The sequence below is a fragment of the Candidatus Clostridium stratigraminis genome, assembly GCF_045310675.1.
GTDB lineage: Bacteria > Bacillota > Clostridia > Clostridiales > Clostridiaceae > Clostridium_AT > Clostridium_AT stratigraminis.
The window spans coordinates 156668-178523 of record NZ_JBJHZZ010000002.1; the positions used below are offsets into that span (position 1 = coordinate 156668).

20 protein-coding genes and 1 riboswitch are annotated in these 21856 nt (G+C 34.4%); all 20 genes read left to right on the forward strand.

Annotation, left to right across the window (positions count from 1 at the left end):
- The first annotated feature begins 204 nt into the window (after window positions 1-204).
- The 20 genes from ACJDUG_RS05085 (at window position 205) to xylA (ending at window position 21809) form a co-directional block, all read left to right on the forward strand.
- Window positions 205-651 carry a P-type ATPase actuator domain-containing protein gene (locus ACJDUG_RS05085; protein ID WP_406768823.1) on the forward strand — a complete coding sequence of 149 codons (447 nt, stop codon included), beginning with the start codon at window positions 205-207 and terminating at the stop codon, window positions 649-651.
- A gap of 278 nt (window positions 652-929) precedes the next feature.
- Window positions 930-1031: riboswitch (purine riboswitch) on the forward strand.
- A 139-nt stretch (window positions 1032-1170) separates the two neighbouring features.
- Window positions 1171-4935, forward strand: a complete 3765-nt coding sequence (locus tag ACJDUG_RS05090) for a phosphoribosylformylglycinamidine synthase (RefSeq protein WP_406768824.1) — start codon at window positions 1171-1173, stop codon at window positions 4933-4935.
- A gap of 23 nt (window positions 4936-4958) precedes the next feature.
- On the forward strand, window positions 4959-5435 hold the full coding sequence (gene purE / locus ACJDUG_RS05095) for a 5-(carboxyamino)imidazole ribonucleotide mutase (protein ID WP_406768825.1): 477 nt from the start codon (window positions 4959-4961) through the stop codon (window positions 5433-5435).
- A complete protein-coding gene (gene purC / locus ACJDUG_RS05100) occupies window positions 5435-6148 on the forward strand; it encodes a phosphoribosylaminoimidazolesuccinocarboxamide synthase (RefSeq protein WP_406768826.1) in 714 nt (237 codons plus the stop codon). The genes purE and purC overlap by 1 nt, the downstream gene beginning before the upstream one ends.
- Before the next feature lies 1 nt (window position 6149).
- Window positions 6150-7550: an amidophosphoribosyltransferase gene (purF, locus tag ACJDUG_RS05105; protein WP_406768827.1), complete on the forward strand. Its 1401-nt coding sequence runs from the start codon at window positions 6150-6152 to the stop codon at window positions 7548-7550.
- A 181-nt stretch (window positions 7551-7731) separates the two neighbouring features.
- Entirely contained in the window at window positions 7732-8727 is a 996-nt protein-coding gene (purM, locus tag ACJDUG_RS05110; protein ID WP_406769093.1) for a phosphoribosylformylglycinamidine cyclo-ligase, read from the forward strand.
- Window positions 8715-9281 (forward strand): phosphoribosylglycinamide formyltransferase, encoded by a 567-nt coding sequence (gene purN, locus ACJDUG_RS05115; protein ID WP_406768828.1) that lies wholly within the window; start codon window positions 8715-8717, stop codon window positions 9279-9281. Before purM ends, purN begins: the two co-directional genes overlap by 13 nt.
- Before the next feature lie 71 nt (window positions 9282-9352).
- Window positions 9353-10852, forward strand: coding sequence for a bifunctional phosphoribosylaminoimidazolecarboxamide formyltransferase/IMP cyclohydrolase (purH, locus tag ACJDUG_RS05120; protein ID WP_406769094.1), 1500 nt, complete (start codon window positions 9353-9355; stop codon window positions 10850-10852).
- 126 nt (window positions 10853-10978) lie between these two features.
- The gene (gene purD / locus ACJDUG_RS05125) at window positions 10979-12226 is read left to right on the forward strand and encodes a phosphoribosylamine--glycine ligase (protein WP_406768829.1); all 1248 of its coding nucleotides are present in this window, start codon (window positions 10979-10981) and stop codon (window positions 12224-12226) included.
- A gap of 299 nt (window positions 12227-12525) precedes the next feature.
- Entirely contained in the window at window positions 12526-13452 is a 927-nt protein-coding gene (gene pyrB, locus ACJDUG_RS05130; protein ID WP_406768830.1) for an aspartate carbamoyltransferase, read from the forward strand.
- Between the two features lie 43 nt (window positions 13453-13495).
- Window positions 13496-13918: an aspartate carbamoyltransferase regulatory subunit gene (locus ACJDUG_RS05135; RefSeq protein ID WP_406768831.1), complete on the forward strand. Its 423-nt coding sequence runs from the start codon at window positions 13496-13498 to the stop codon at window positions 13916-13918.
- Between the two features lie 60 nt (window positions 13919-13978).
- Window positions 13979-15166 carry a dihydroorotase gene (locus ACJDUG_RS05140; RefSeq protein WP_406768832.1) on the forward strand — a complete coding sequence of 396 codons (1188 nt, stop codon included), beginning with the start codon at window positions 13979-13981 and terminating at the stop codon, window positions 15164-15166.
- A 15-nt stretch (window positions 15167-15181) separates the two neighbouring features.
- Window positions 15182-16063, forward strand: coding sequence for an orotidine-5'-phosphate decarboxylase (gene pyrF, locus ACJDUG_RS05145; RefSeq protein WP_406768833.1), 882 nt, complete (start codon window positions 15182-15184; stop codon window positions 16061-16063).
- Window positions 16029-16769 (forward strand): dihydroorotate dehydrogenase electron transfer subunit, encoded by a 741-nt coding sequence (locus ACJDUG_RS05150; RefSeq protein ID WP_406768834.1) that lies wholly within the window; start codon window positions 16029-16031, stop codon window positions 16767-16769. The genes pyrF and ACJDUG_RS05150 overlap by 35 nt, the downstream gene beginning before the upstream one ends.
- Window positions 16762-17658: a dihydroorotate dehydrogenase gene (locus ACJDUG_RS05155; protein WP_406768835.1), complete on the forward strand. Its 897-nt coding sequence runs from the start codon at window positions 16762-16764 to the stop codon at window positions 17656-17658. The genes ACJDUG_RS05150 and ACJDUG_RS05155 overlap by 8 nt, the downstream gene beginning before the upstream one ends.
- 13 nt (window positions 17659-17671) lie before the next feature.
- Window positions 17672-18235: an orotate phosphoribosyltransferase gene (pyrE, locus tag ACJDUG_RS05160; RefSeq protein ID WP_406768836.1), complete on the forward strand. Its 564-nt coding sequence runs from the start codon at window positions 17672-17674 to the stop codon at window positions 18233-18235.
- A gap of 115 nt (window positions 18236-18350) precedes the next feature.
- A complete protein-coding gene (locus tag ACJDUG_RS05165) occupies window positions 18351-18554 on the forward strand; it encodes a cold-shock protein (RefSeq protein ID WP_406768837.1) in 204 nt (67 codons plus the stop codon).
- A gap of 130 nt (window positions 18555-18684) precedes the next feature.
- Window positions 18685-19182, forward strand: coding sequence for a hypothetical protein (locus tag ACJDUG_RS05170; RefSeq protein WP_406768838.1), 498 nt, complete (start codon window positions 18685-18687; stop codon window positions 19180-19182).
- A 587-nt stretch (window positions 19183-19769) separates the two neighbouring features.
- On the forward strand, window positions 19770-20297 hold the full coding sequence (infC, locus tag ACJDUG_RS05175; protein ID WP_406769095.1) for a translation initiation factor IF-3: 528 nt from the start codon (window positions 19770-19772) through the stop codon (window positions 20295-20297).
- 195 nt (window positions 20298-20492) lie between these two features.
- Complete coding sequence (gene xylA / locus ACJDUG_RS05180; protein ID WP_406768839.1) at window positions 20493-21809, forward strand: xylose isomerase; 1317 nt, start codon at window positions 20493-20495, stop codon at window positions 21807-21809.
- Window positions 21810-21856 lie beyond the last annotated feature (47 nt).

Consider the following 21856-nt stretch of genomic DNA (forward strand, 5'->3'; position numbering starts at 1 on the left):
AGCCTCGATATCCTATGAGAAAAGACATTAAGAAATTAGTTACATTAGCTAAATTGAGTTTTTTTGATTATTTTTGATAAGGAGATAGAATTTGTATTTAAATAACAAATATTATATGATACTAGCATATTAAACTAAAGCAAAAGGTCTTAGGGGTTTTTGCTTTAGTTTTTTTAAGTAACTACCTGATAAGGAGGCTTTATTATGAAGGTAGTAAATGCATTTATAATATTATTGATAAAATTTGTAGGTGTCATTAAAAGATGTTTATTATTTAGAAAAACATCCAGCAATTTTAATTCAACTACCAACCATACATCTATAGTAAAAGTTCTTGGTAAGAATCAAAAAACAAAATATATATGCTCTAACTCTCTGAAAAAAGGAGATTTAATAGAAATTTCAGCAGGACAAATTATACCTTGTGATGGTGAAATAATTGAAGGAATGGCTATAATTGATGAGTCAGCTATGACAGGGGAATCTGCCCCTGTTGTGAGAGAAGCAGGCGGAGATTTAAGCAAGGTAACAGGAGGCACTAAGGTTGTATGCAATACCATAAAGGTAAAAGTAACTTCTCCGCTTAAAAAAGAATATGCAGAAAAAAATGAAAAAAATAACAAGATTAATAATATAAATTTTGAGATGTAGTTTGTGTATAAGCTATAAGAAATCAAGATGTTGTAGAACTTATAAATAAACATAAGAGTTATGACTGCAGTAAACTACAATATCTTGAAAGTTTTAATGATTATGCAAATAGAATGTCCGGTGTAAAAGTAAAAGAAACTGTTGCTGTACGGTAGAGAAACAGTATTTACGAATTATGGTTTTCATGAATAATATAAAGTTCGTTACAATACGGATATTAAAAATAATTTTGTCCAGAATGTTGTAATTTATATTTTAAGGTGTTATTATGTATTTATCAAACAACTTAATAATTCATCCATATAATTCCGATGATAGGGTTCGGAAGTTTCTACGAGAAAACCGTAAATTTTCTGGCTATGGGTGAGTCCTGGAAATTAAAGCTTATGTTTATACAGCTTTTATTAAAGTTGGCTAAATGTACTAAGTTTTATTTGTTATGTAGTTTTATATTTAATTCCAGCATGGACTTACCTAAGTCTGTGTTGGAATTTTTTATTTTGCAGAGGAGTGTTGTCTATGGAAAACAATTTAATAAGGTTATTTGTTGAGAAAAAACCAAGTTATGCCGTGGAAGCTAAAAGCCTTCTTAAGGATTTAAAGTATAACGCTAAGATTAAAGGCCTTACAGCAGTTCGTGTAATTAACAGGTACGATATTAGCGGAATATCAGAAAGAGAGTTTGAGGTAGTTAGAAAGTATATTCTTTCAGAGGTTGCTGTGGATTGTTCTTATGATGACTTAAGTATGGATGAGGGAGATATAGCTTTTGCCTATGAATATTTACCTGGGCAGTATGACGTAAGAGCTGATTCTTCCTTGCAATGTATTCAGCTGCTTTTAAATATAGATGAAGTGAAAATTAATACTGCAAAGGTAATAGTTTTAAAGGGAACTATTTCCAAGGAGGAATTTGATAAAGTTAAGAATTACTGCATTAACTCTATAGATTCTAGGGAAGCTGAAATGTCAAAACCAAATTTTCTTATGGAGAAGATTCAAGTTAACAATGAAGTGGATATTCTTGAAGGTTTTATTGACTTAAGTGAGGACGAATTAAATAAGCTTAGGGTTAAATATGGTTTTGCAATGACCATAGAGGATTTAAGCTTTGCACAAGATTACTTTAAAAATGATGAAAAGAGGAATCCAAGTATAACAGAATTAAAGGTTATAGATACCTATTGGTCTGATCACTGCAGACATACTACCTTTATGACAAATATTCAAAATATAAGGATTGAAAAAAGTAAGTTTACAGAACCTATAAAAGATGCTTTCCACGGATATTTAGACAGCAGAGCTAATGTTTATAAAGACAAAGTAAAACCAGTATGTCTTATGGATATTGCAACTATTGCAATGAAGGAAATGAGGCAGAAGGGCCTCCTTGAAGATTTAGAAGTTTCCAGAGAAATTAATGCCTGCAGCATTGAAGTAGATGTGGATGTTGAAGGGAAAATAGAAAAGTGGCTGTTAATGTTTAAAAATGAAACCCACAATCATCCTACAGAAATTGAGCCATTTGGAGGGGCAGCTACTTGCCTTGGAGGTGCAATTAGAGATCCTCTTTCTGGAAGAGCCTATGTTTATCAAGCAATGAGAATCACAGGAAGCGGCGACCCGAGGGCTAAAATAGAGGCTACTATTAAGGGAAAGCTGCCACAAAGGAAAATAGCCATAGGTGCTGCAGAGGGCTACAGTTCCTATGGAAATCAGATTGGTTTAGCGACTGGACAAGTAGTTGAACATTATGATGAAGGTTTTATAGCAAAAAGGATGGAAGTTGGAGCGGTTATAGGAGCAGTACCAAAGCAAAATGTTAGAAGAGACTCTCCTGAACCTTCTGATGTGGTAATTTTATTAGGCGGAAGAACTGGAAGAGATGGCTGCGGCGGGGCTACTGGTTCTTCTAAAGAACATGATGAAGCGTCTATTATTAGCTGTGGTGCAGAAGTTCAAAAGGGAAACCCTGTTGTTGAAAGAAAGCTCCAAAGGCTCTTTAGAAACCCTGAAGCAGCAAAGCTTATTAAATGCTGTAATGATTTTGGAGCAGGGGGAGTTGCTGTGGCAATTGGAGAACTTGCAGAGGGGTTATTAATAAATTTAAATTTAATACCTAAAAAATATGAAGGACTTGATGGAACCGAACTTGCTATTTCAGAATCTCAAGAAAGAATGGCAGTTGTTACAGCTAAGGAGGATGCAGAGGATTTTATTTCCCTTGCTAAGGAAGAGAATCTTGAAGCTGTTGTTGTTGCAAGAGTTACAGAGGAAAAAAGGCTTAAAATGCTTTGGAAGGGTAAACATATTGTTGATATAGCTAGAAGCTTTTTAGATACAAATGGTGCAAAACAAAACATTGATGTAACAGTACAAGCGCCTCTGGAGGAGAAAAATTACTTTAATAATTATAACTACGACATTAAAAATTTAAAAGGGGATTGGCTTAATAATCTAAAGGATTTAAATATATGTCTGCAAAAGGGTTTAGGTGAAAGATTTGACAGTACCATTGGAGCCGCTACAGTACTGATGCCCTATGGGGGCAAGTATCAAGTTACTCCTGCAGAAGGAATGGCAGCAAAGCTTCCAGTATTAAAAGGTGATACAAAGACTGTATCCTTAATGAGCTTTGGATATAATTCGAAAATTGGTAAATGGAGTCCATTTCATGGTGCGGTATATGCAATAATTGAAGCTTTGGCGAAAATCACCACCTTAGGAGGAGATTATAAGAAGGCAAGGCTTTCTCTACAAGAATATTTCGAAAGACTGGGGAAAGATCCTGCAAAATGGGGAAAACCCTTCTCTGCTCTTTTAGGTGCTCTTTATGTACAAAAAGAACTGATGGTACCGGCTATAGGGGGAAAGGACAGTATGTCAGGCAGCTTTAAGGAGCTAAATGTGCCTCCAACTGTAGTAGCTTTTGCAGTTTGCTTAAGTGAGGTAAATTCAGTTTTGTCACCAGAATTTAAGAAAGCAGGCAGCAAAGTGGTTTTATTAAAGGCAGAACGTGATAATAAAGAGCTTCCTGTATTCAATAAGCTTAAGAATAATTTCGAAAAAGTAATAGAACTTAATAAAAAAGGTAAAATTCTTTCTGCAATTTCAGTTAGAGCAGGAGGTATAAGTGAGGCAATAAGCAAGATGAGTTTTGGAAATAAAATAGGGTTTGTATTTTCAAAATCCATTTCCACCAATACACTACTTTGCCCCGATTATGGCTCAATGATTTTAGAACTTAACAGTGAGGTAAATATAAATGAGCTTCTAAAAGGCACTGATTATGAAGAGTTAGGTTGCACAACTCTAGAAGAAAAAATTCGAATTGGTGAAGAAATAATTTCCCTTAATGAAGCCTTAGAAAGTTATACAAGCCCATTAGAAGAAGTATTTCCTACAAAAGTTCATGAAGATAAAGAGGTACTTCATAATATTTGCTTTGAAAGAAGCTTCAATAAATCACCAATTATTAAGGTACCAAAACCAAAAGTATTTATTCCTGTTTTCCCTGGCACAAATTGTGAATATGACTCACAAAGAGCCTTTGAAAAAGCAGGAGGAGAGGTGCAGTCCTTTGTATTTAGAAATTTGAATCACAAAGATATAGAAGAAGCTATAGATAATATGGTTAAGTATATTGATGCCTCGCAGATAATGATGCTGCCTGGAGGCTTTAGTGCTGGAGATGAGCCAGACGGTTCTGGTAAGTTTATAACAGCAATACTCAGAAATGAAAGAATTAATGAGGCTGTCATGAGGCTATTACATGAAAGAGACGGTCTTATGCTGGGCATTTGTAACGGCTTTCAAGCTCTTATTAAGCATGGCCTAGTGCCTTATGGAGATATTAGAGAATTATCTGAGAATAGTCCTACTTTAACCCATAATTCTATTGGAAGGCATGTATCCTGCATGGTTAGAACAAAGGTAGTTTCAAAGCTTTCACCTTGGTTTAGTAATGCAGCAATAGGAGAAATACACACTTTACCTGTATCTCATGGTGAGGGACGTTTTGTATGCAGTGAAGAGGAAATTAAAAGGCTTATTAATAATGGACAAGTAGCTTCTCAATATGTAGACTTTGAAGGTAATGCAACCTATGACATTAAACACAATCCAAATGGCTCTTACTATGCTGTAGAGGCTATAACAAGTCCTGATGGAAGAATACTTGGTAAAATGGCTCACAGTGAGAGAAGAGGAAATGGACTTTATAAAAATATACCTGAAATTAATGAACAGAAGATTTTTGAAGCAGGAGTTTCATACTTCAAATAGTTGATAAAATGGAGGTTTTATAAGTGATTGCAATTATTTTTGGAAGCAAGTCTGACAAGGATATTATGAAGGGAGCTGCAGATGCATTAAAGGAGTTTGGTATTGACTATAAAGCTTATATATTATCTGCTCATCGAGTTCCTGAAAGACTTTTAGAAGTCATTAAAGAATTAGAAAATGAGGGCTGTGAAGGAATTATTGCTGGAGCAGGGCTTGCAGCACATTTACCTGGAGTTATTGCTTCTCATACAACCCTACCTGTTATAGGGGTTCCGATAAATGCTGCAGTTAATGGAATGGATGCACTGCTTTCCATAGTTCAGATGCCAAAATCAATTCCTGTAGCTTCAGTTGGTATAAATAACAGCTACAATGCGGGAATGCTGGCAGTGCAGTTTTTAGCATTAAAGTACCCTGAAATTAAGGAAAAATTAAAGTTATATAGAGCAAATTTAAAAGAAAAATTTATAAGAGAAAATAATGAAGGAGTGGAATTTTAATGGAGAAATTAGAAATGATTTATGAAGGAAAAGCTAAAAAAATATACACTACTGAGGATTGTGAGAAGGTTGTAGTTTATTATAAGGACGATGCAACAGCATTTAATGGTGAGAAAAAAGGTCAAATTGAAGATAAAGGTGTTTTTAACAACACTATAACCTCAATGCTTTTCAAGCTGTTAGAAGAAAGCGGAGTAAGAACACATTTTATAGAAAAATTAAGCGATAGAGAGCAGCTTTGCAAAAGGGTGGATATAGTTCCGCTAGAAGTAATTGTAAGAAACGTTGCTGCAGGAAGCATGGCTAAAAGGTATGGTCTAGCAGAAGGAACAGAGCTTAAAACTACAGTGTTTGAACTTAGCTATAAAAATGATTCCTTAGGAGATCCTTTAATTAATGATTATCATGCAGCGGCAATGGGCATAGCTACTTTTGAAGAACTTAAGCTTATATATGAAATGACTGCTAATATTAATGAGATACTAAAGGAGTTTTTCTTAAAGCAGGGTATTAAATTAATAGATTTTAAATTGGAATTTGGAAAGACAAAAGAAGGAGAAATTATTTTAGCTGATGAAATATCTCCAGACACCTGCAGATTTTGGGATGCTGTTACAAATGAGAAGCTTGATAAGGACAGATTTAGAAGGGATTTAGGAAACGTAAAGGAAGCTTATGTAGAAATATTAAAAAGAATTAGCGGAGATAATTAATATGATGTTTGAGGATGATAAGCTTAAAGAGGAATGCGGAGTATTTGGCATTTTCGGTAAGGAGGCTATAGAAGCTGCTTCTATAACCTATTATGGACTTTATGCACTTCAGCATAGAGGCCAGGAAAGTGCAGGTATAGCTGTTGCAAAGAACAGTGAAATTGAGTGCTATAAGGCTATGGGGTTAGTTTCTGAAGTATTTAATAAGAATTTAATTGATACTTTAGATGGAAATTTGGCTATTGGACATGTTCGTTATTCTACTACTGGATCAAGCAACGTAGTTAATGCTCAGCCAATAATAGGAAAGTACAAGCTTGGTTCTATTGCAATTGCCCATAACGGAAACCTTGTAAATGCAGATATAATAAGAGAGCTTTTAGAGGATGGAGGCTGCATTTTTCAGACTACAAATGATTCTGAGGTTATTTTAAATCTTATTGCAAGAGGGGCTAAAAGGGGCATAGAAAAAGCTGTTGTAGATGCTATTCAGGCAATTAAGGGCTCCTATGCTATAGTAATTTTAACAGGAGACAAGCTTATAGGAGTAAGAGATCCTAATGGCATAAGACCTCTTTGCATTGGAAAGTTAAATGATAGTTTCATTCTATGTTCTGAAAGCTGTGCCTTAGATGCTGTAGGAGCAGAGCTTATAAGAGATGTAAGGCCTGGAGAGATAGTTATTATAGATAAAGATGGATTAAAATCCATTGATTTTAGCGAGAGAGCTAAACATGAAATTTGTTCCTTTGAATATATTTACTTTGCAAGACCAGATAGTATAATTGATGGAATTGACGTTTACGAGGCAAGATTTAAAGCAGGGGAAAGATTGTATAAAGAAAATCCAGTGGAGGCTGATGTGGTCGTAGGTGTGCCAGACTCCGGCATGGCAGCAGCTATGGGCTATGCAAAGGCTTCTGGAATTCCTTATGGTATGGGCTTTGTAAAAAATAAATATGTAGGAAGAACCTTTATAGCCCCGTCTCAAAGCATAAGAGAGAGGGCAGTTGCAGTAAAGCTTAACCCTTTAAAAATAAATGTTTCAGGAAAAAGGGTTGTACTTATAGATGATTCAATAGTAAGAGGGACAACCAGTAGGAGACTTGTAGAACTTTTAAGAAAGGCTGGAGCTACTGAGGTGCATTTTAGGGCAGCTTCTCCAGTAGTTAAATATCCCTGCTACTTTGGAATAGATACTCCTTATAGAAAAGAGCTTATAGGTGCACAATTAGAGCTTTCAAAGATTAAGGAGGAAATAGGTGCAGACAGCTTAAACTACCTTAGCATAGAGGGACTGCTTTCTTCACTTGGAGGAGTAAACAGGTTCTGTCTTGGTTGTTTTAATGGAATATATCCAGTAGCTGCACCAATAGAAGCTTCGAAGGAACATTTAGAATAATTTCAAGTAAATCTGCTATTTGTATTTCGCAAAACCTGTAGGGACATCAGGATTTTGCTCATACAAATGGGGATTTACTAAGAGGGATTACTTGGAACAATTAATAGTATTACTACTTCACAAATAGATATTTGGCAAGTTAAATATTTAGATAAATAAGCTCTTAAATAAGGAGGTAATTATTTTGGATTATAAAAATTCTGGAGTAAATATAGAAGAAGGCTATAAGGCGGTAGATTTAATTAAAAACCATGCTAAAAGAACTTATATACCTGGAGTTTTAAATGGACTCGGAAGTTTTGCAGGAATGTTTGAACTTGGAAATTATAAAAATCCTGTACTTGTATCTGGAACGGATGGAGTAGGTACAAAACTAGATATAGCCTTTAAAATGAAGAAATATGATTCAGTAGGTATTGATTGTGTTGCAATGTGTGTTAATGATATCCTTTGCCATGGTGCAAAACCGCTGTTTTTCTTAGATTACTTAGCCTGTGGAAAACTTGAGGCTGCAGTAGCAGAGCAGCTTGTAAAAGGGGTTTCAGAAGGGTGCCTTCAGGCAGGCTGTGCCTTAATTGGTGGCGAAACTGCAGAAATGCCTGGTTTTTATATGGATGGAGAGTATGACATAGCAGGTTTTTCAGTCGGTGTAGTAGAAAAGGATAGAATAATAGATGGAAGCAGTATTAAGGCAGGGGATGCTCTTATTGGAATAGAAGCCTCTGGAATTCACAGTAATGGATACTCCTTAGTAAGAAAGCTTATAAAGGATATTGAGAAAGAATATAGTGGAAGACCAATTGGAGAGAAGCTTTTAACACCTACTAAAATATATGTAAAACCAATATTAAAGCTTATGGAAAGCTTTGATATAAAAGGCATGGCTCATATAACTGGCGGCGGTTTTTGTGAAAATATACCAAGAATGTTTAAGGATAATTATACTGCTGTTGTTAAAAAAAATAGTTTCCCTATTTTAGACATTTTCAAGCACCTAATAAGTCTTGGAGCAGAAGAAAAGCACATGTTTAATACCTTTAATATGGGCATTGGCTTTGTGCTTTGTATTAAAAATTCAGATGTGGAAAATATAGTTGAAGCTTTAGGAAAGCTTGGACTTAAGGCTTATCATTTAGGTTATGTAGAAGCTGGAGGGGAAGGATTGTGCTTAAAATAGCAGTACTTATTTCCGGTAATGGCAGCAATCTTCAAGCAATAATTGATAATATTACATCTGGATACTTAAATTGCAGCATTGAAATGGTAATAAGCGATAAAGCAGGGGCATTTGGGCTAGAAAGAGCAAGAAAAAATAGCATTACAACTTATACCTTTGACAAGAAAATATACGGAGCTGCACTTTCAAATGAGATACTTAAAGTTACCTTAGGAAAAGTAGACTTAATTGTATTGGCAGGTTTTTTATCAATTTTGGGTAAGGAAATAATAAACTGCTTTAAAGATAGAATTATAAACATTCATCCTTCATTAATACCAGCCTTTTGCGGTCCCAAAATGTATGGAATAAAGGTACATGAAAGTGCCATAAAATATGGTGTTAAATATTCAGGGTGTACTGTGCATTATGTGGATGAAAGCATTGATACTGGTGCAATAATTTGTCAAAGGGTAGTTCCTGTGTATCCAGAGGATACAGCAGAGATGCTTCAACAGAGAGTACTTATTGAGGAACATAAGGCCCTATCAGAGGTAATAAAAAGCTTTGAATAATGTGGCACAAGAAACGTCCCTATTGCCACATAAAGCTTCAGGAAGCATTCATAATATAATAAGGAGGCAAAATTTTGAAAAGAGCATTAATAAGTGTTTATGATAAAACAAATTTACTTGATTTAGTAAGCTTTTTAATAAATCGTAATGTTGAGATTATTTCAACTGGAGGAACTTATAAATATTTAAAAGAAAATAATATAAATGTTACTGAAGTTTCAGAAGTAACTGGCTTTGAGGAAATTTTAGATGGCAGAGTAAAAACTCTTCATCCCTTTATTCATGGCGGGATTCTTGCTATTAGAGAAAATAAAATGCATATGGACAAGATAAAGGAAAAAGGCATTGTGCCAATTGATATGGTGGTAGTTAATTTATACCCCTTCTTTGAAAAGGTAGATGAGGATATTGAATTTGATGAAAAGGTTGAGTTTATAGATATTGGTGGGCCAAGCATGCTTAGGGCAGCAGCTAAAAATTTTAAAGATGTAGTTGTTCTAAGTGATGTTAAAGATTATGATAGTGTAATTAATGAAATGAAAGAACACGGCGGGCTTTCTTTTAATACAAGAAAAATTTTAGCTGGAAAAGTATTTAATTTAACTGCAGCCTATGATGCAGCTATTAGCAGCTTCTTATTAGAAGAAAAATATCCTGATTACTTTACAATTTCCTATAAAAAGAATACAGCTTTAAGATATGGAGAAAATCCACACCAAGCTGCTGCATACTATGAAGCTGCCTGTGGCACAGGTTCCATGAAAAACTTTGTTAAGCTTCATGGTAAAGAGCTATCCTATAATAATTTTAAGGATATGGATATAGCTTGGAAGGTAGTAAATGAATTTGAAGAAACTGCCTGCTGTGCGGTTAAACATAATACCCCTTGCGGAGTTGCTCTAGGAGAAAGCACTAAAGAAGCTTATATTAAAGCTTATTCTTGTGATGAGGTTTCAATCTTTGGAGGTATTGTTGCCTTTAATAAAGTAGTGGACAAGGCTACTGCTGAGGAGCTTATAAAAATATTTTTAGAAATTGTCATAGCTCCGAAATTTGATGAAGATGCCATAGAAATCCTTTATTCTAAGAAAAATTTAAGAGTTATAAGCTGCAATGTAAAGCCAGTTGATAGCCTTGAATTTGTTTCAGTTGATGGTGGATTGCTTGTACAAAATAGAGATAATGAATTAATAGATGAAATAAACTGTGTTACAGATAAAGCTCCTAGCTCAGAGGAATTAGAGGAATTGATTTTTGGTATAAAGGTAGCTAAATACGTTAAATCAAATGCAATTGTAGTTGTAAAGGATAAAGCTGCGAAAGGAATTGCGGGGGGACAGACAAATAGAATTTGGTCAGCTGTGCAGGCACTTGACAGGGCAAAAGACGGAGTAGTACTTGCCTCTGATGCTTTCTTCCCCTTTGGCGATGTTGCACGTGAAGCTGCAAAATATAATATAAAGGCTATTATCCAGCCAGGGGGCTCCATACGTGATAAGGATTCGATTGAGGAGTGCAATAAGTATGGAATCTCAATGGTCTTTACTGGAATCAGACATTTTAAACATTAAAAGTCATAATAAGAACAAAATAATAAAGTAGATTGCTCTGGAATATATTTTATGAACAAATTAAGGATATTTTGCCGGGAGGAAAACCTTATTCCTTAATTGTTCATTGTTAATAGGAGGTGAAATATGAAGGTTTTATTAATCGGAAGCGGCGGTAGAGAACATGCTATAGCATGGAAATTGGCACAAAGTGATAAGGTTCATAAAATTTACTGTGCTCCAGGTAATGGAGGTACTGCCATGGAAGATAAGTGTGAGAATGTTAATATAAGAGAAATAGATGAACTTTTAAGCTTTGCTGAGAAAAACAAAATAGACATAACTGTTGTAGGTCCAGAAGCACCACTTATTAAGGGTATTGCAGATAAATTTAAGGAAAAAGGGCTTAAAATATTTGGTCCCTCAGAAAAGGCAGCTATGCTTGAGGGCAGCAAGGCCTATGCTAAGGAATTTATGAAAAAATACAAGGTTAAAACAGCAGCTTATGAGGTCTTTGAAGATTATAAAAAAGCAGAAGCTTATCTACAAAGCTGCACCTTTCCTATAGTTATTAAAGCCGATGGACTAGCAGCGGGAAAGGGTGTTGTAATTTGTAATTCCTATGAGGAAGCTAAAGAAGCTGTAGAAAGCTTTATGGTAAAGGACATATTTAAGGGTGCTGGGAAAAAGCTAGTTATTGAAGAATATTTAAAAGGCTTTGAAGCTTCCATGTTAGCTGTTACAGATGGAAAATCAATTGTTCCAATGCTATCAGCCAAGGATCATAAGACAATTTATGAAAATAATGAAGGCCCAAATACCGGTGGAATGGGTGCAGTTTCACCTAATCCTTACTTTACAAATGAAATGTATGAAAGCTTTAAACATGACATAATGGCTCCTACCCTAAGGGGTATAGGAGAAGAAGATATGGATTATATAGGAATTATATTTTTCGGAGTTATGATAAATGAAAATGGAGTTTACCTATTAGAGTATAATGTAAGGATGGGAGATCCGGAGACTCAGGCTGTATTACCATTAATGGAAAGTGACTTTATGGATATAATTAATAAAGCGATAAATAGAGCTTTGCTTAATACTGAATTTGCATGGAAAGATAGGTATTCCTGCTGCATCGTTGCTGCTTCTGAAGGTTATCCAGGTGAATATAATACAGGTTTTGCAATTAATGGAACTGGGAAGGTTAAAGGCAAGGTATTTATTGCTGGAGCTAAGAAAAGTGATAAAGAGCTTTCAACAACTGGGGGCAGAGTTTTGTGTGTTACTTGTATTGGAAACACCTTAGAAGAGGCATCAGTGAAGGCATACCAAGATATTGGAACTATTGATTTCAAAGGTATATACTATAGAAAAGATATAGGTAAAAAATAAACAAGTATTCAATTGAAATAAATTAAAATATTAAAATAGCTAGAGATTATGCAAATAAAATATCATAATTTCAAATTATGATAGCTGCTAAAAAAATCTCTATTGCTGAAAAACATAATATATGCTATTATTTTATAAAGCCTTTAAGTTTGGTCCAGAGAGACCAGGAAGGATAGTAGAAATAGTTGTATACTTTTATTAACTTTGTATAACTATGCCTTCCGTTTATTGGAAGGCATTTTTTAATGTAAAAAATCTTTTAATTTAGCCCAGTGAGGTTAAAAAAGGAGGAAAAGAATATGTTAAAGGGAAGAAATTTAATTGACCCCATGGATTTTACTTTAGAGGAATTAGAAGAAATTTTCAGCCTATCAGAAGAAATCATTTCATCTCCAGAAAAGTTTACTAGGCTTTGTGAAGGTAAACTTTTAGCCACATTATTCTATGAACCAAGCACTAGAACCCGCTTTAGCTTTGAGGCTGCAATGCTTCGACTTGGTGGCAAAGTAATTGGATTTTCAGAACCAAATTCAAGTTCTGTATCAAAGGGTGAAAGTGTTGCAGATACTATTAGAACAGTAGGCTGCTATGCTGATATTGCCGTTATGAGACATCCAAAGGAAGGAGCACCAAAGGCTGCTGCAATGTATTCTAATATTCCAGTTATTAATGCCGGCGATGGAGGTCATCAGCACCCAACTCAAACCTTAACAGATCTATTAACCGTCAAATCTATAAAGAAGAATCTTAGTAACCATACTATCGGAATTTGTGGAGACTTAAAATTTGGTAGAACAGCTCACTCACTAATAAAGGCACTTTCAAGATATGAAAACAATAAATTCATTCTCATTTCACCTGAAGAATTAAAAATTCCAGATTATATAAGAAAAGAAGTATTACAAAAGAATAATATAAGTTTTATAGAAGCTTCAAGAATGGAGGATGTTATAGACAAGCTTGATATCCTTTATATGACAAGAGTTCAAAGAGAAAGATTCTTTAATGAAGATGAATATATAAGGCTTAAAGACAGTTATATATTAGATGAAATTAAGCTTAAGAATGCAAAAAAGGATATGATAATTCTTCACCCTCTTCCAAGAGTTAATGAAATAGCATACGAGGTGGACAATGATCCGAGAGCCTGCTACTTTCAACAGGCCAAGTACGGAATGTATGTTAGAATGGCACTAATAGCTAAGCTTTTGGGGCTGAACAATTAATAATTGTTCAATGTAGAATGAGGAATACAAGGAGGGATTTAATATGTTAACTATAAACAGTATAAAAAACGGAATTGTAATTGACCACATAAAAGCAGGTTTTGGAATAAAGATATTTAATTATTTAGGACTTGATAAGGCACATTTTACTGTAGCACTAATAATGAATGCTGAAAGTGAAAAATGTGTTAAAAAAGATATTATTAAAATAGAAAATGCAATTGATATTGATATAAGGGTGCTTGGACTTATTTGTCCAAATGTAACTGTAGACATAATAGAAAATGAAGTTATTGCGAAAAAATTTAAGCTTGAGCTCCCTGAAAAGGTACAGGAAGTAATAAAGTGCAAAAATCCTAGATGTATAACCAATACTGAACTCAATATTCCTCAAAGCTTTTACCTTATAGATAGAGAAAATGGGGAATATAGATGTGAGTATTGTGAGGAAGTGCATACAGCATAACCGATAACCTAGCCAATGAGAGGTGATCCCATTTCAGAGGAATACAAGGAGGTCTAGAGAATGGAGCTTTTAATTAAGAATTCAAGAATAGTAGATTGGAGTCAGGATTTTAAGGGGGACATTTATATAAATTTTGGGGTTATACAGGAAATAGGCTTGGAGCTTAATAAAAATTGCGAAACCATAGATGGAGAAGGCTTGATTCTTATGCCAGCCTTTACAGATCTGCACAGCCACTTCAGGGATCCTGGTCAAACCTACAAGGAGGATATACATTCTGGAAGTCTAGCAGCTGTTAGAGGGGGATACACTACGGTTAACCTTATGGCAAATACAGTGCCCATTTGCAGTGAAATGGAAACTGTAAATTATGTGCTGGAAAAAGCCAGGGCAATAAGGCTTATAGATATACATCAATGTGCCTCTGTAACTAAGGATCTTAAGGGGGAAGACATAAGCCATTTAGATAGGCTAAGCAATGAGGTCAAAATGCTTTCAGATGATGGAAAGGGTGTGGCGAACAGCAAAATAATGCTAGAGGCCATGATAAAGGCAAAAGAGAAGGATCTAATTGTAATAACTCATGCTGAAAGTGAAGAATTAACTAAAATAGATACAAGACTTGCAGAAAATACCATGACCTGGAGAGATATTACCTTAGCAAAATATACAGGCTGCAAGCTTCATATAGCACATGTAAGTACCAAGGAAGCAATGGAATATGTAATAAAGGCAAAGCAGGATGGAGTAAAGTTAACCTGTGAGGTTACTCCTCATCACTTAGCTTTAACAAAGGATGTAGAATATAAGGTAAATCCACCCCTTAGAGAAGATGAGGACATTAATTATCTAATAAAGGCAATCAAAGAAGGATATGTAGATGCAATTGCTACTGACCATGCACCTCACAGCTGTGAAGATAAAAAGAAGGGAGCAAACGGCATATCTGGTCTAGAAACAGCCTTCTCTGTATGCTATACAAAGCTTGTAGCTGAAAGACATATTTCCCTTAATAAATTATCTGAGCTTATGTCAAGAAATCCAGCCAAGCTTCTTTACAGGAATAAGGGCGAAATAAAAATAGGTTGTGAGGCTGATTTAGTACTTGTTGATATTAACCAAAGCTATATGGTAGAAAAAGAAGACTTCATTTCAAAGGGAAAAAACACACCATTTAATGGGAAAGTTCTTATGGGGGTTATAACTAGTACCATTAAGGGCGGAAAGGTTGTTTACGTAAATAAGTGAAAGGATGGTTTTAAAATGATTATAGATAGACTGTATGAAAGCGTGGAAAAAAGAGGCCCTGTTTGCATCGGGCTAGACACTGCAGTAGAGTATATACCTAAAGAATTCTTGAATAAATATAGCTTTTTAGAGCATGCGATATTTAGGTACAATCAATTTATCATAGATGCTACATTTGATACAGCAGCATGCTATAAGCTGCAGATAGCTTATTATGAAGCAATGGGAATAATGGGACTTAAGGTTTATCAAAGAACTCTTGAATATATAAAAAGTATAGGTGGAATTTCAATTGGAGATATAAAAAGGGGAGATATTGCTGCCACTGCAAGGATGTATGCTAAGGCTCACTTTGAAGGAGACTTTCAGTGTGATTTTGTAACCTTGAATCCATATATGGGAATGGATAGTATAGAACCTTATTTATCCTATGTAAGCAGCGGAGAAAAAGGAATTTTTCCACTTATGAGGACCTCTAACTCAGGAGCTTATGATCTTCAATATATTGAAAATGGGCATGGAAATAAGGTTTATGAAATTGTAGGGGATAAATTAAAAACCATGGCTGATGGATATGTAGGACAGTGTGGATACAGTAACATTGGTGCTGTTGTTGGATGTACACATATAGAAGAAGCAAAAGAGCTAAGAGAAAAGTTTCATAATATGTTTTTTCTAATTCCAGGCTATGGGGCCCAAGGGGGAAGCGCAAAGGATGTGGCACCTTATTTAAAGAATAGCAATGGAGGTATTGTAAATTCTTCAAGAGGTATATTACTAGCCTATAAGAATCAGGAAGGAAGAGAACTAGATTTTGACCTATGTGCAAGAGAGGAAGCCTTAAAAATAAGGAGAGAGATAGATGGGTTTAAAATATACAACAGGCAAAGTGCTTAGTAATGTTGAGATATCAAGTGGGATGTTTCTGCTTAATATTGAAGGGGATTATAAAGTAAAACCAGGACAGTTTTATATGCTAAGCGTCTTAGAAGGAGAGACCCTCCTTCCTAGGCCCATTAGCATACATGAGGTTAATGAAAAAGGGATTTATTTTTTATATGAAGCTAAGGGAAAAGGGACAAAAGTGCTGAGTAAGCTTCAAGAAGATGATAGTATACAGCTTTTAGGCCCTTTGGGTAATGGCTTTGACATAGATAAAATAAGTGGCAGAATTGCAATAGTTTCAGGAGGAATGGGGATAGCTCCTATGAAGCAGCTGGTAAAGAACCTTTATAATTGTGAAATAGATTTATATTGCGGCTTTAGAAATGATATTTACGGTATTGAAGGTTTGGAGTCCTTTGTTAACAAGATTTATATTGCAACTGAAAGCGGAAGAATAGGACATAAGGGATATGTAACTGAAATGCTTGATGCTTCAAAATATGAGATAGTACTCTCCTGCGGACCTGAACCTATGATGCTAAAGCTTTTAAAGACATGTAAAATGCATAAGGTACCAATTTATGTTTCAATGGAAAGATATATGGCTTGCGGTCTTGGAGCCTGCCTTGTATGCACATGCAGTACAATATATGGCAATAAGAGAACCTGCAAGGACGGGCCTGTATTTTTAGGAGAGGATTTGATGCTTAATGCTTGAGGTGAACTTTTGTGGACTAGATTTTAAAAATCCAATAATTGCAGCTTCAGGAACCTTTGGCTTTGGAGAAGAATTTAATGAGCTTTATAATGTAGGAGAGCTTGGAGGCATCTGCACAAAGGGCTTAACTATTTTTAAAAGGGAAGGCAACAGTGGAAGAAGGCTTTATGAAACAAGCTCAGGTATGCTTAACAGTGTTGGACTACAAAATCCTGGGGTGGATTATTTTATAGAATATGAACTTCCTAAAATGGAGAAGTACAATACAAAGATAATTGCTAATGTAGGAGGTGCATCCTTAGAAGAATATTTAACTGCTGTAGAGAAATTAAATAGCACTAGTATTGATATGCTTGAGCTTAATATATCTTGTCCTAATGTGAAATGCGGAGGAATGGCCTTTGGAATAAAATCAGATATAGCTTATTATATTGTAAAAGAAGTAAAGTCAGTCTGCAAAAAGCCGCTTATGGTAAAGCTATCACCAAATGCAGAAAATATTGTGGACATGGCATACAGCTGTTATGAGGCTGGTGCAGATGCACTTTCCTTAATAAATACTTTAAAGGGAATGGCAATAGATATAAATAAAAGAAAACCAGTTTTTGATAATGTTTTTGCAGGACTTTCAGGAGCAGCAGTTAAACCTGTAGCTTTAAGAATGGTTTATGAGGTGTGCAGAGCAGTTGATATTCCAATAGTAGGAATTGGCGGAATTATGAATTACAAGGATGCAATTGAATTTATAATGGCAGGAGCCGCAGCAGTACAAATAGGAACGGTTAATTTTATTAAACCTAATGCGGGTTTAGAAATTATTGAAGATTTAAGAGAATTTATGGAATCACAAGGAATCAAGAATTTATCTGAAATTAGAGGGATAATTTAAGGGAGGAATTGTTTTGGAAAACAAAATTATTAATTTATTAACTGAAACAGGGGCATTACTTGAAGGGCATTTTTTATTGTCCTCAGGAAAACATAGTGATAAATACTGTCAGTGTGCAAAGCTGCTTATGTATCCAGATAAGGCTGAAGAGGTTTTAAAGGTGGTAACTGATAAACTTAAGGATATAAAATTTGATTTAATTGTTGGACCTGCTATGGGAGGAATAATTGTTGCCTATGAACTTGGCAGGCAGCTTGGAAAGCCAGCAATATTTACTGAAAGAGTTAAAGGTGTTATGAACCTTAGAAGAGGCTTTGAAATAAAGAAAGGTCAAAAGATTCTAATTGCTGAAGATGTTGTAACCACTGCTAAGTCCTCTATGGAAACAGCGGAAATTTTAAAACAATATGGTGGAGAAGTTGTGGGAATTGCTTGTATAGCTGATAGAAGTGTTTCAGCAACACCTCTTACCATTTATAGTGCCGTAAAGTTTAACATTAAGGCCTATGATAAGGAGACTTGTCCCCTATGTAAAAAAGGAATAGAGTACGTTAAACCTGGAAGTCGAAGTTTTTAAAAACACTTGCTTTTTATATTAATAATGGTATAATTAAAAATTGGTAGTGAAACACTGTTGATATAAAATTTTAGATTTATCAAGAATAAGGTGTTCTGCCTTAGGAGGACTATATATGAAAACTGGTACAGTTAAATGGTTTAATTCAGAAAAAGGTTACGGATTTATTTCAGTTGAAGGTGAAAAAGATGTATTTGTTCACTTCAGTGCAATTCAAGATGATTCTGCTAGAAAAAATCTAGAAGAAGGCCAAAAAGTTCAATTTGATGTTGAAGAAGGCGCAAGAGGACCACAAGCTTCAAACGTTATAAAATTATAATATTTGTCTTTTTATATAGATAGCTTGAATTCAGACCACCTTTATAGGTGGTTTTTTATCGTATTTAAAACTCTATACAAAATGTTACCAGTTATTTAAACACTCGGTTTATGATGAAAGGAGGATTTTTATGAGAAGAATTTATAATATGAAAAAAACATTATCAATGAAACAATTTATAGCTGAGTTTGGAGAAAACTTTTCTGAACATATAAAAGTAAGGCTTAAAGAGCTTGGTGAAAGGTGTGTATTAACTAGAAAAGAAAATAACGATAGGTTTAACTTAAAGCACATAGAACATACTACCCATGAATGTGCTGTTACTTGTGGAACTGAAACTGAGAAAATGAATAAGGAATTTATTTACGGGCAGTTAGTTGTTCAGGAAGGGGTATTATACTTTTCGGAAGAGTGCTTAGAAAGTAATGATGCTGCTCAGGCTCCAATAGTGGATACCATATACAAGACCTTGCATAGTGAGAAAATAGATATTGATGAAATTGGTGCAAAGGCTATAGAAGATGGAAACATTGACTACATTATAGATACAATATTTACAGTGTGTCCGCCAGTTTCACAGGCTCATTTAGATATAGTTAATGGCATGACCTATAGATCTGAAAGGTAATGTGAAACAGCTACAAATTTACAATTTAATTATTGACAGTGCAGTATGGATTTTAAACATTAAGAACTAGGATACTTGCAGAAAAATCCTTGCAATTTATTTAGAAATAAAGTATACTAAATTAGTTGCAAAAATTCAATTATAGAATAGTTACGAGTTGCAATTTAAGAAAAATAGAATTAATTCATATAAACAAGGTTATGTAAAATTAGAACAATGGTGAATTTTTTAATTAACAATTTTTAGACTTTTCAATTTTTATTTTCTAATTTAGTCACTAATTCTAGAATTATTACTTGGGTAGGTACTAATATTATTTCTTAAGAATATATTATATGTTGTGACAATTCTATAAGAAATAATAGGAGGATAAAATGAGAGAAGAAGAAATATTTATAATAACCGAAGAAGTTATTGAAGAATGTTTAGCCGAATGTTTGGCTGACTAATTTTAAAGATTGCTATCAGTACTTTTCGGTATTGATGGCTTTTATTATTTATTTAATTGTAATTTCTGGTTATAATAATAACATAAATAAAGTTTGTAAATAAAATAGTAATATAGACAAAAAATTTGGAGGTGTTTAATTATTAATAAAGATTTAAACTTAAATGAGGGTATAAGAGAAGTTGAAATTAGGCTTGTTGGTGAAGCAGGAGAAGAAAGTCAAATTATTAAAACAAAAGAAGCATTAAGGATGGCAATAGAGAGAGACTTGGATTTAGTCATGATTTCACCAAATGCTAAACCAGCAGTATGTAAAATTATGGATTATAATAAGTTCCTTTATGAGCAGGCTAAGAAACAAAAGGAAGCAAAAAAGAATCAAAAGGTTGTTGACCTTAAAGAAGTAAGGCTTAGTCCTACTATCGAGGAACATGATATAGATATTAAAGCTAATAATGCCAAGAAATTTCTTGCTGCAGAGGATAAAGTTAAGGTTTCCATTAGATTTAGAGGAAGACAACATAATAATACCAGCGTAGGTTATGAAATAATGGAACTATTTGCTTCTAAAATAGGTGAAGTAGGGGTTATTGAGAAGCCTGCAAAATTAGAAGGAAGCAATATGACTATGATTATGGCTCCTAATAAAAAGACCACAAATAAGTAAAGTAATTAAGGTTTTAAACATCTAGCAAATAGGATGGTTAAAACTTTTTTTTTACTTTTTTTGGACTTAAGCAGCAGATTAGGAAGTTATTAAAATACTTTTTAAAATTACTTGAAAAAGTATTTAAAAAAAAGTAAAATAATAGTAAACAAATGAAAATGATTACAAATAATAAATAAAAGGAGATGGGATATAATGGGTGAATATTTTGAAAAGGTAACGAAAATCAAATTCGAAGGTGAGAAGTCAAAAAATCCTTTTGCCTTTAAGTATTACAATCCAGAGGAGGTTATCGACGGCAAACCTATGAAGGAGCATTTAAGATTTACTATGTCTTACTGGCATACCTTAACTGGAGAAGGGGCAGATCCCTTTGGCGTCGGTACCATGGAAAGACCTTGGAACGTTGAGAAAGATGCTATGACAAAAGCAAAAATGAGAATGGAAGCAGCCTTTGAGTTTATGGATAAAATTGGGATAGATTATTTTGCATTTCATGATAGAGACATAGCACCAGAGGGTAAAAATCTTGCAGAGACCAACAAAAACCTTGATATAATGGTTAACTACTGTAAGGAGCTTATGGAAAAATATAACAAGAAACTTCTGTGGGGTACAGCAAATATGTTCACAAATCCGAGATTTGTTCATGGTGCTGCTACTACCTGTAACGCTGATGTCTTTGCTTATGCTGGGGCTCAAGTAAAAAAGGCCTTGGAGGTAACTAAAGAACTAGGTGGAGAAAATTATGTATTTTGGGGAGGAAGAGAAGGCTATGAAACTCTGTTAAATACAGACTTAGAGCTTGAACAGAATAACTTGGCTAGATTTTTTCACATGGCAGTAGATTATGCAAAAAAAATTGGATTTACAGGTCAATTTTTAATAGAGCCTAAGCCAATGGAACCAACAAAGCATCAGTACGACTTTGATGTTGCAGCAGTAATGGCCTTTTTAAAGAAATATGACCTTGAAAAATACTTTAAGGTTAACATAGAAGCGAACCATGCTACACTTGCAGGACATACCTTCCAGCATGAAGTAGCTGTAGCTAGAGTTAATGGAATACTTGGAAGCCTTGATATAAATCAAGGAGACCCCAATTTAGGCTGGGACACTGATCAATTTCCTACAAATATTTATGATGCCGCTATGCTTATGTATGAAGTTCTGAAAGCAGGAGGAATAGCTCCTGGTGGACTTAATTTTGATGCCAAGGTTAGGAGAGCTTCCTTTGAGATAGAAGATTTGTTCCTTGCTTATATTGCAGGTATGGATACTCTTGCTAAGGGATTAAAAGTTGCACATGGGTTGCTTGAAAGCAGGGAATTGGAGAACTTTGTAGCAGATAGATATAAAAGCTTTACAGAGGGAATTGGAAAAGCTATAGTTGAAGGGAAGGTTGATTTTGAAGCATTAGAAACCTATGCATTAAATAATACAAACATTATAAATAAATCAGGAAGACAAGAGATGCTTGAAGCAATAGTAAATCAGCATATCTTTAGCTAATAAGTACATTGCGCTGTAATTTATTTTGCAGCGCAAATTCCCTAGAA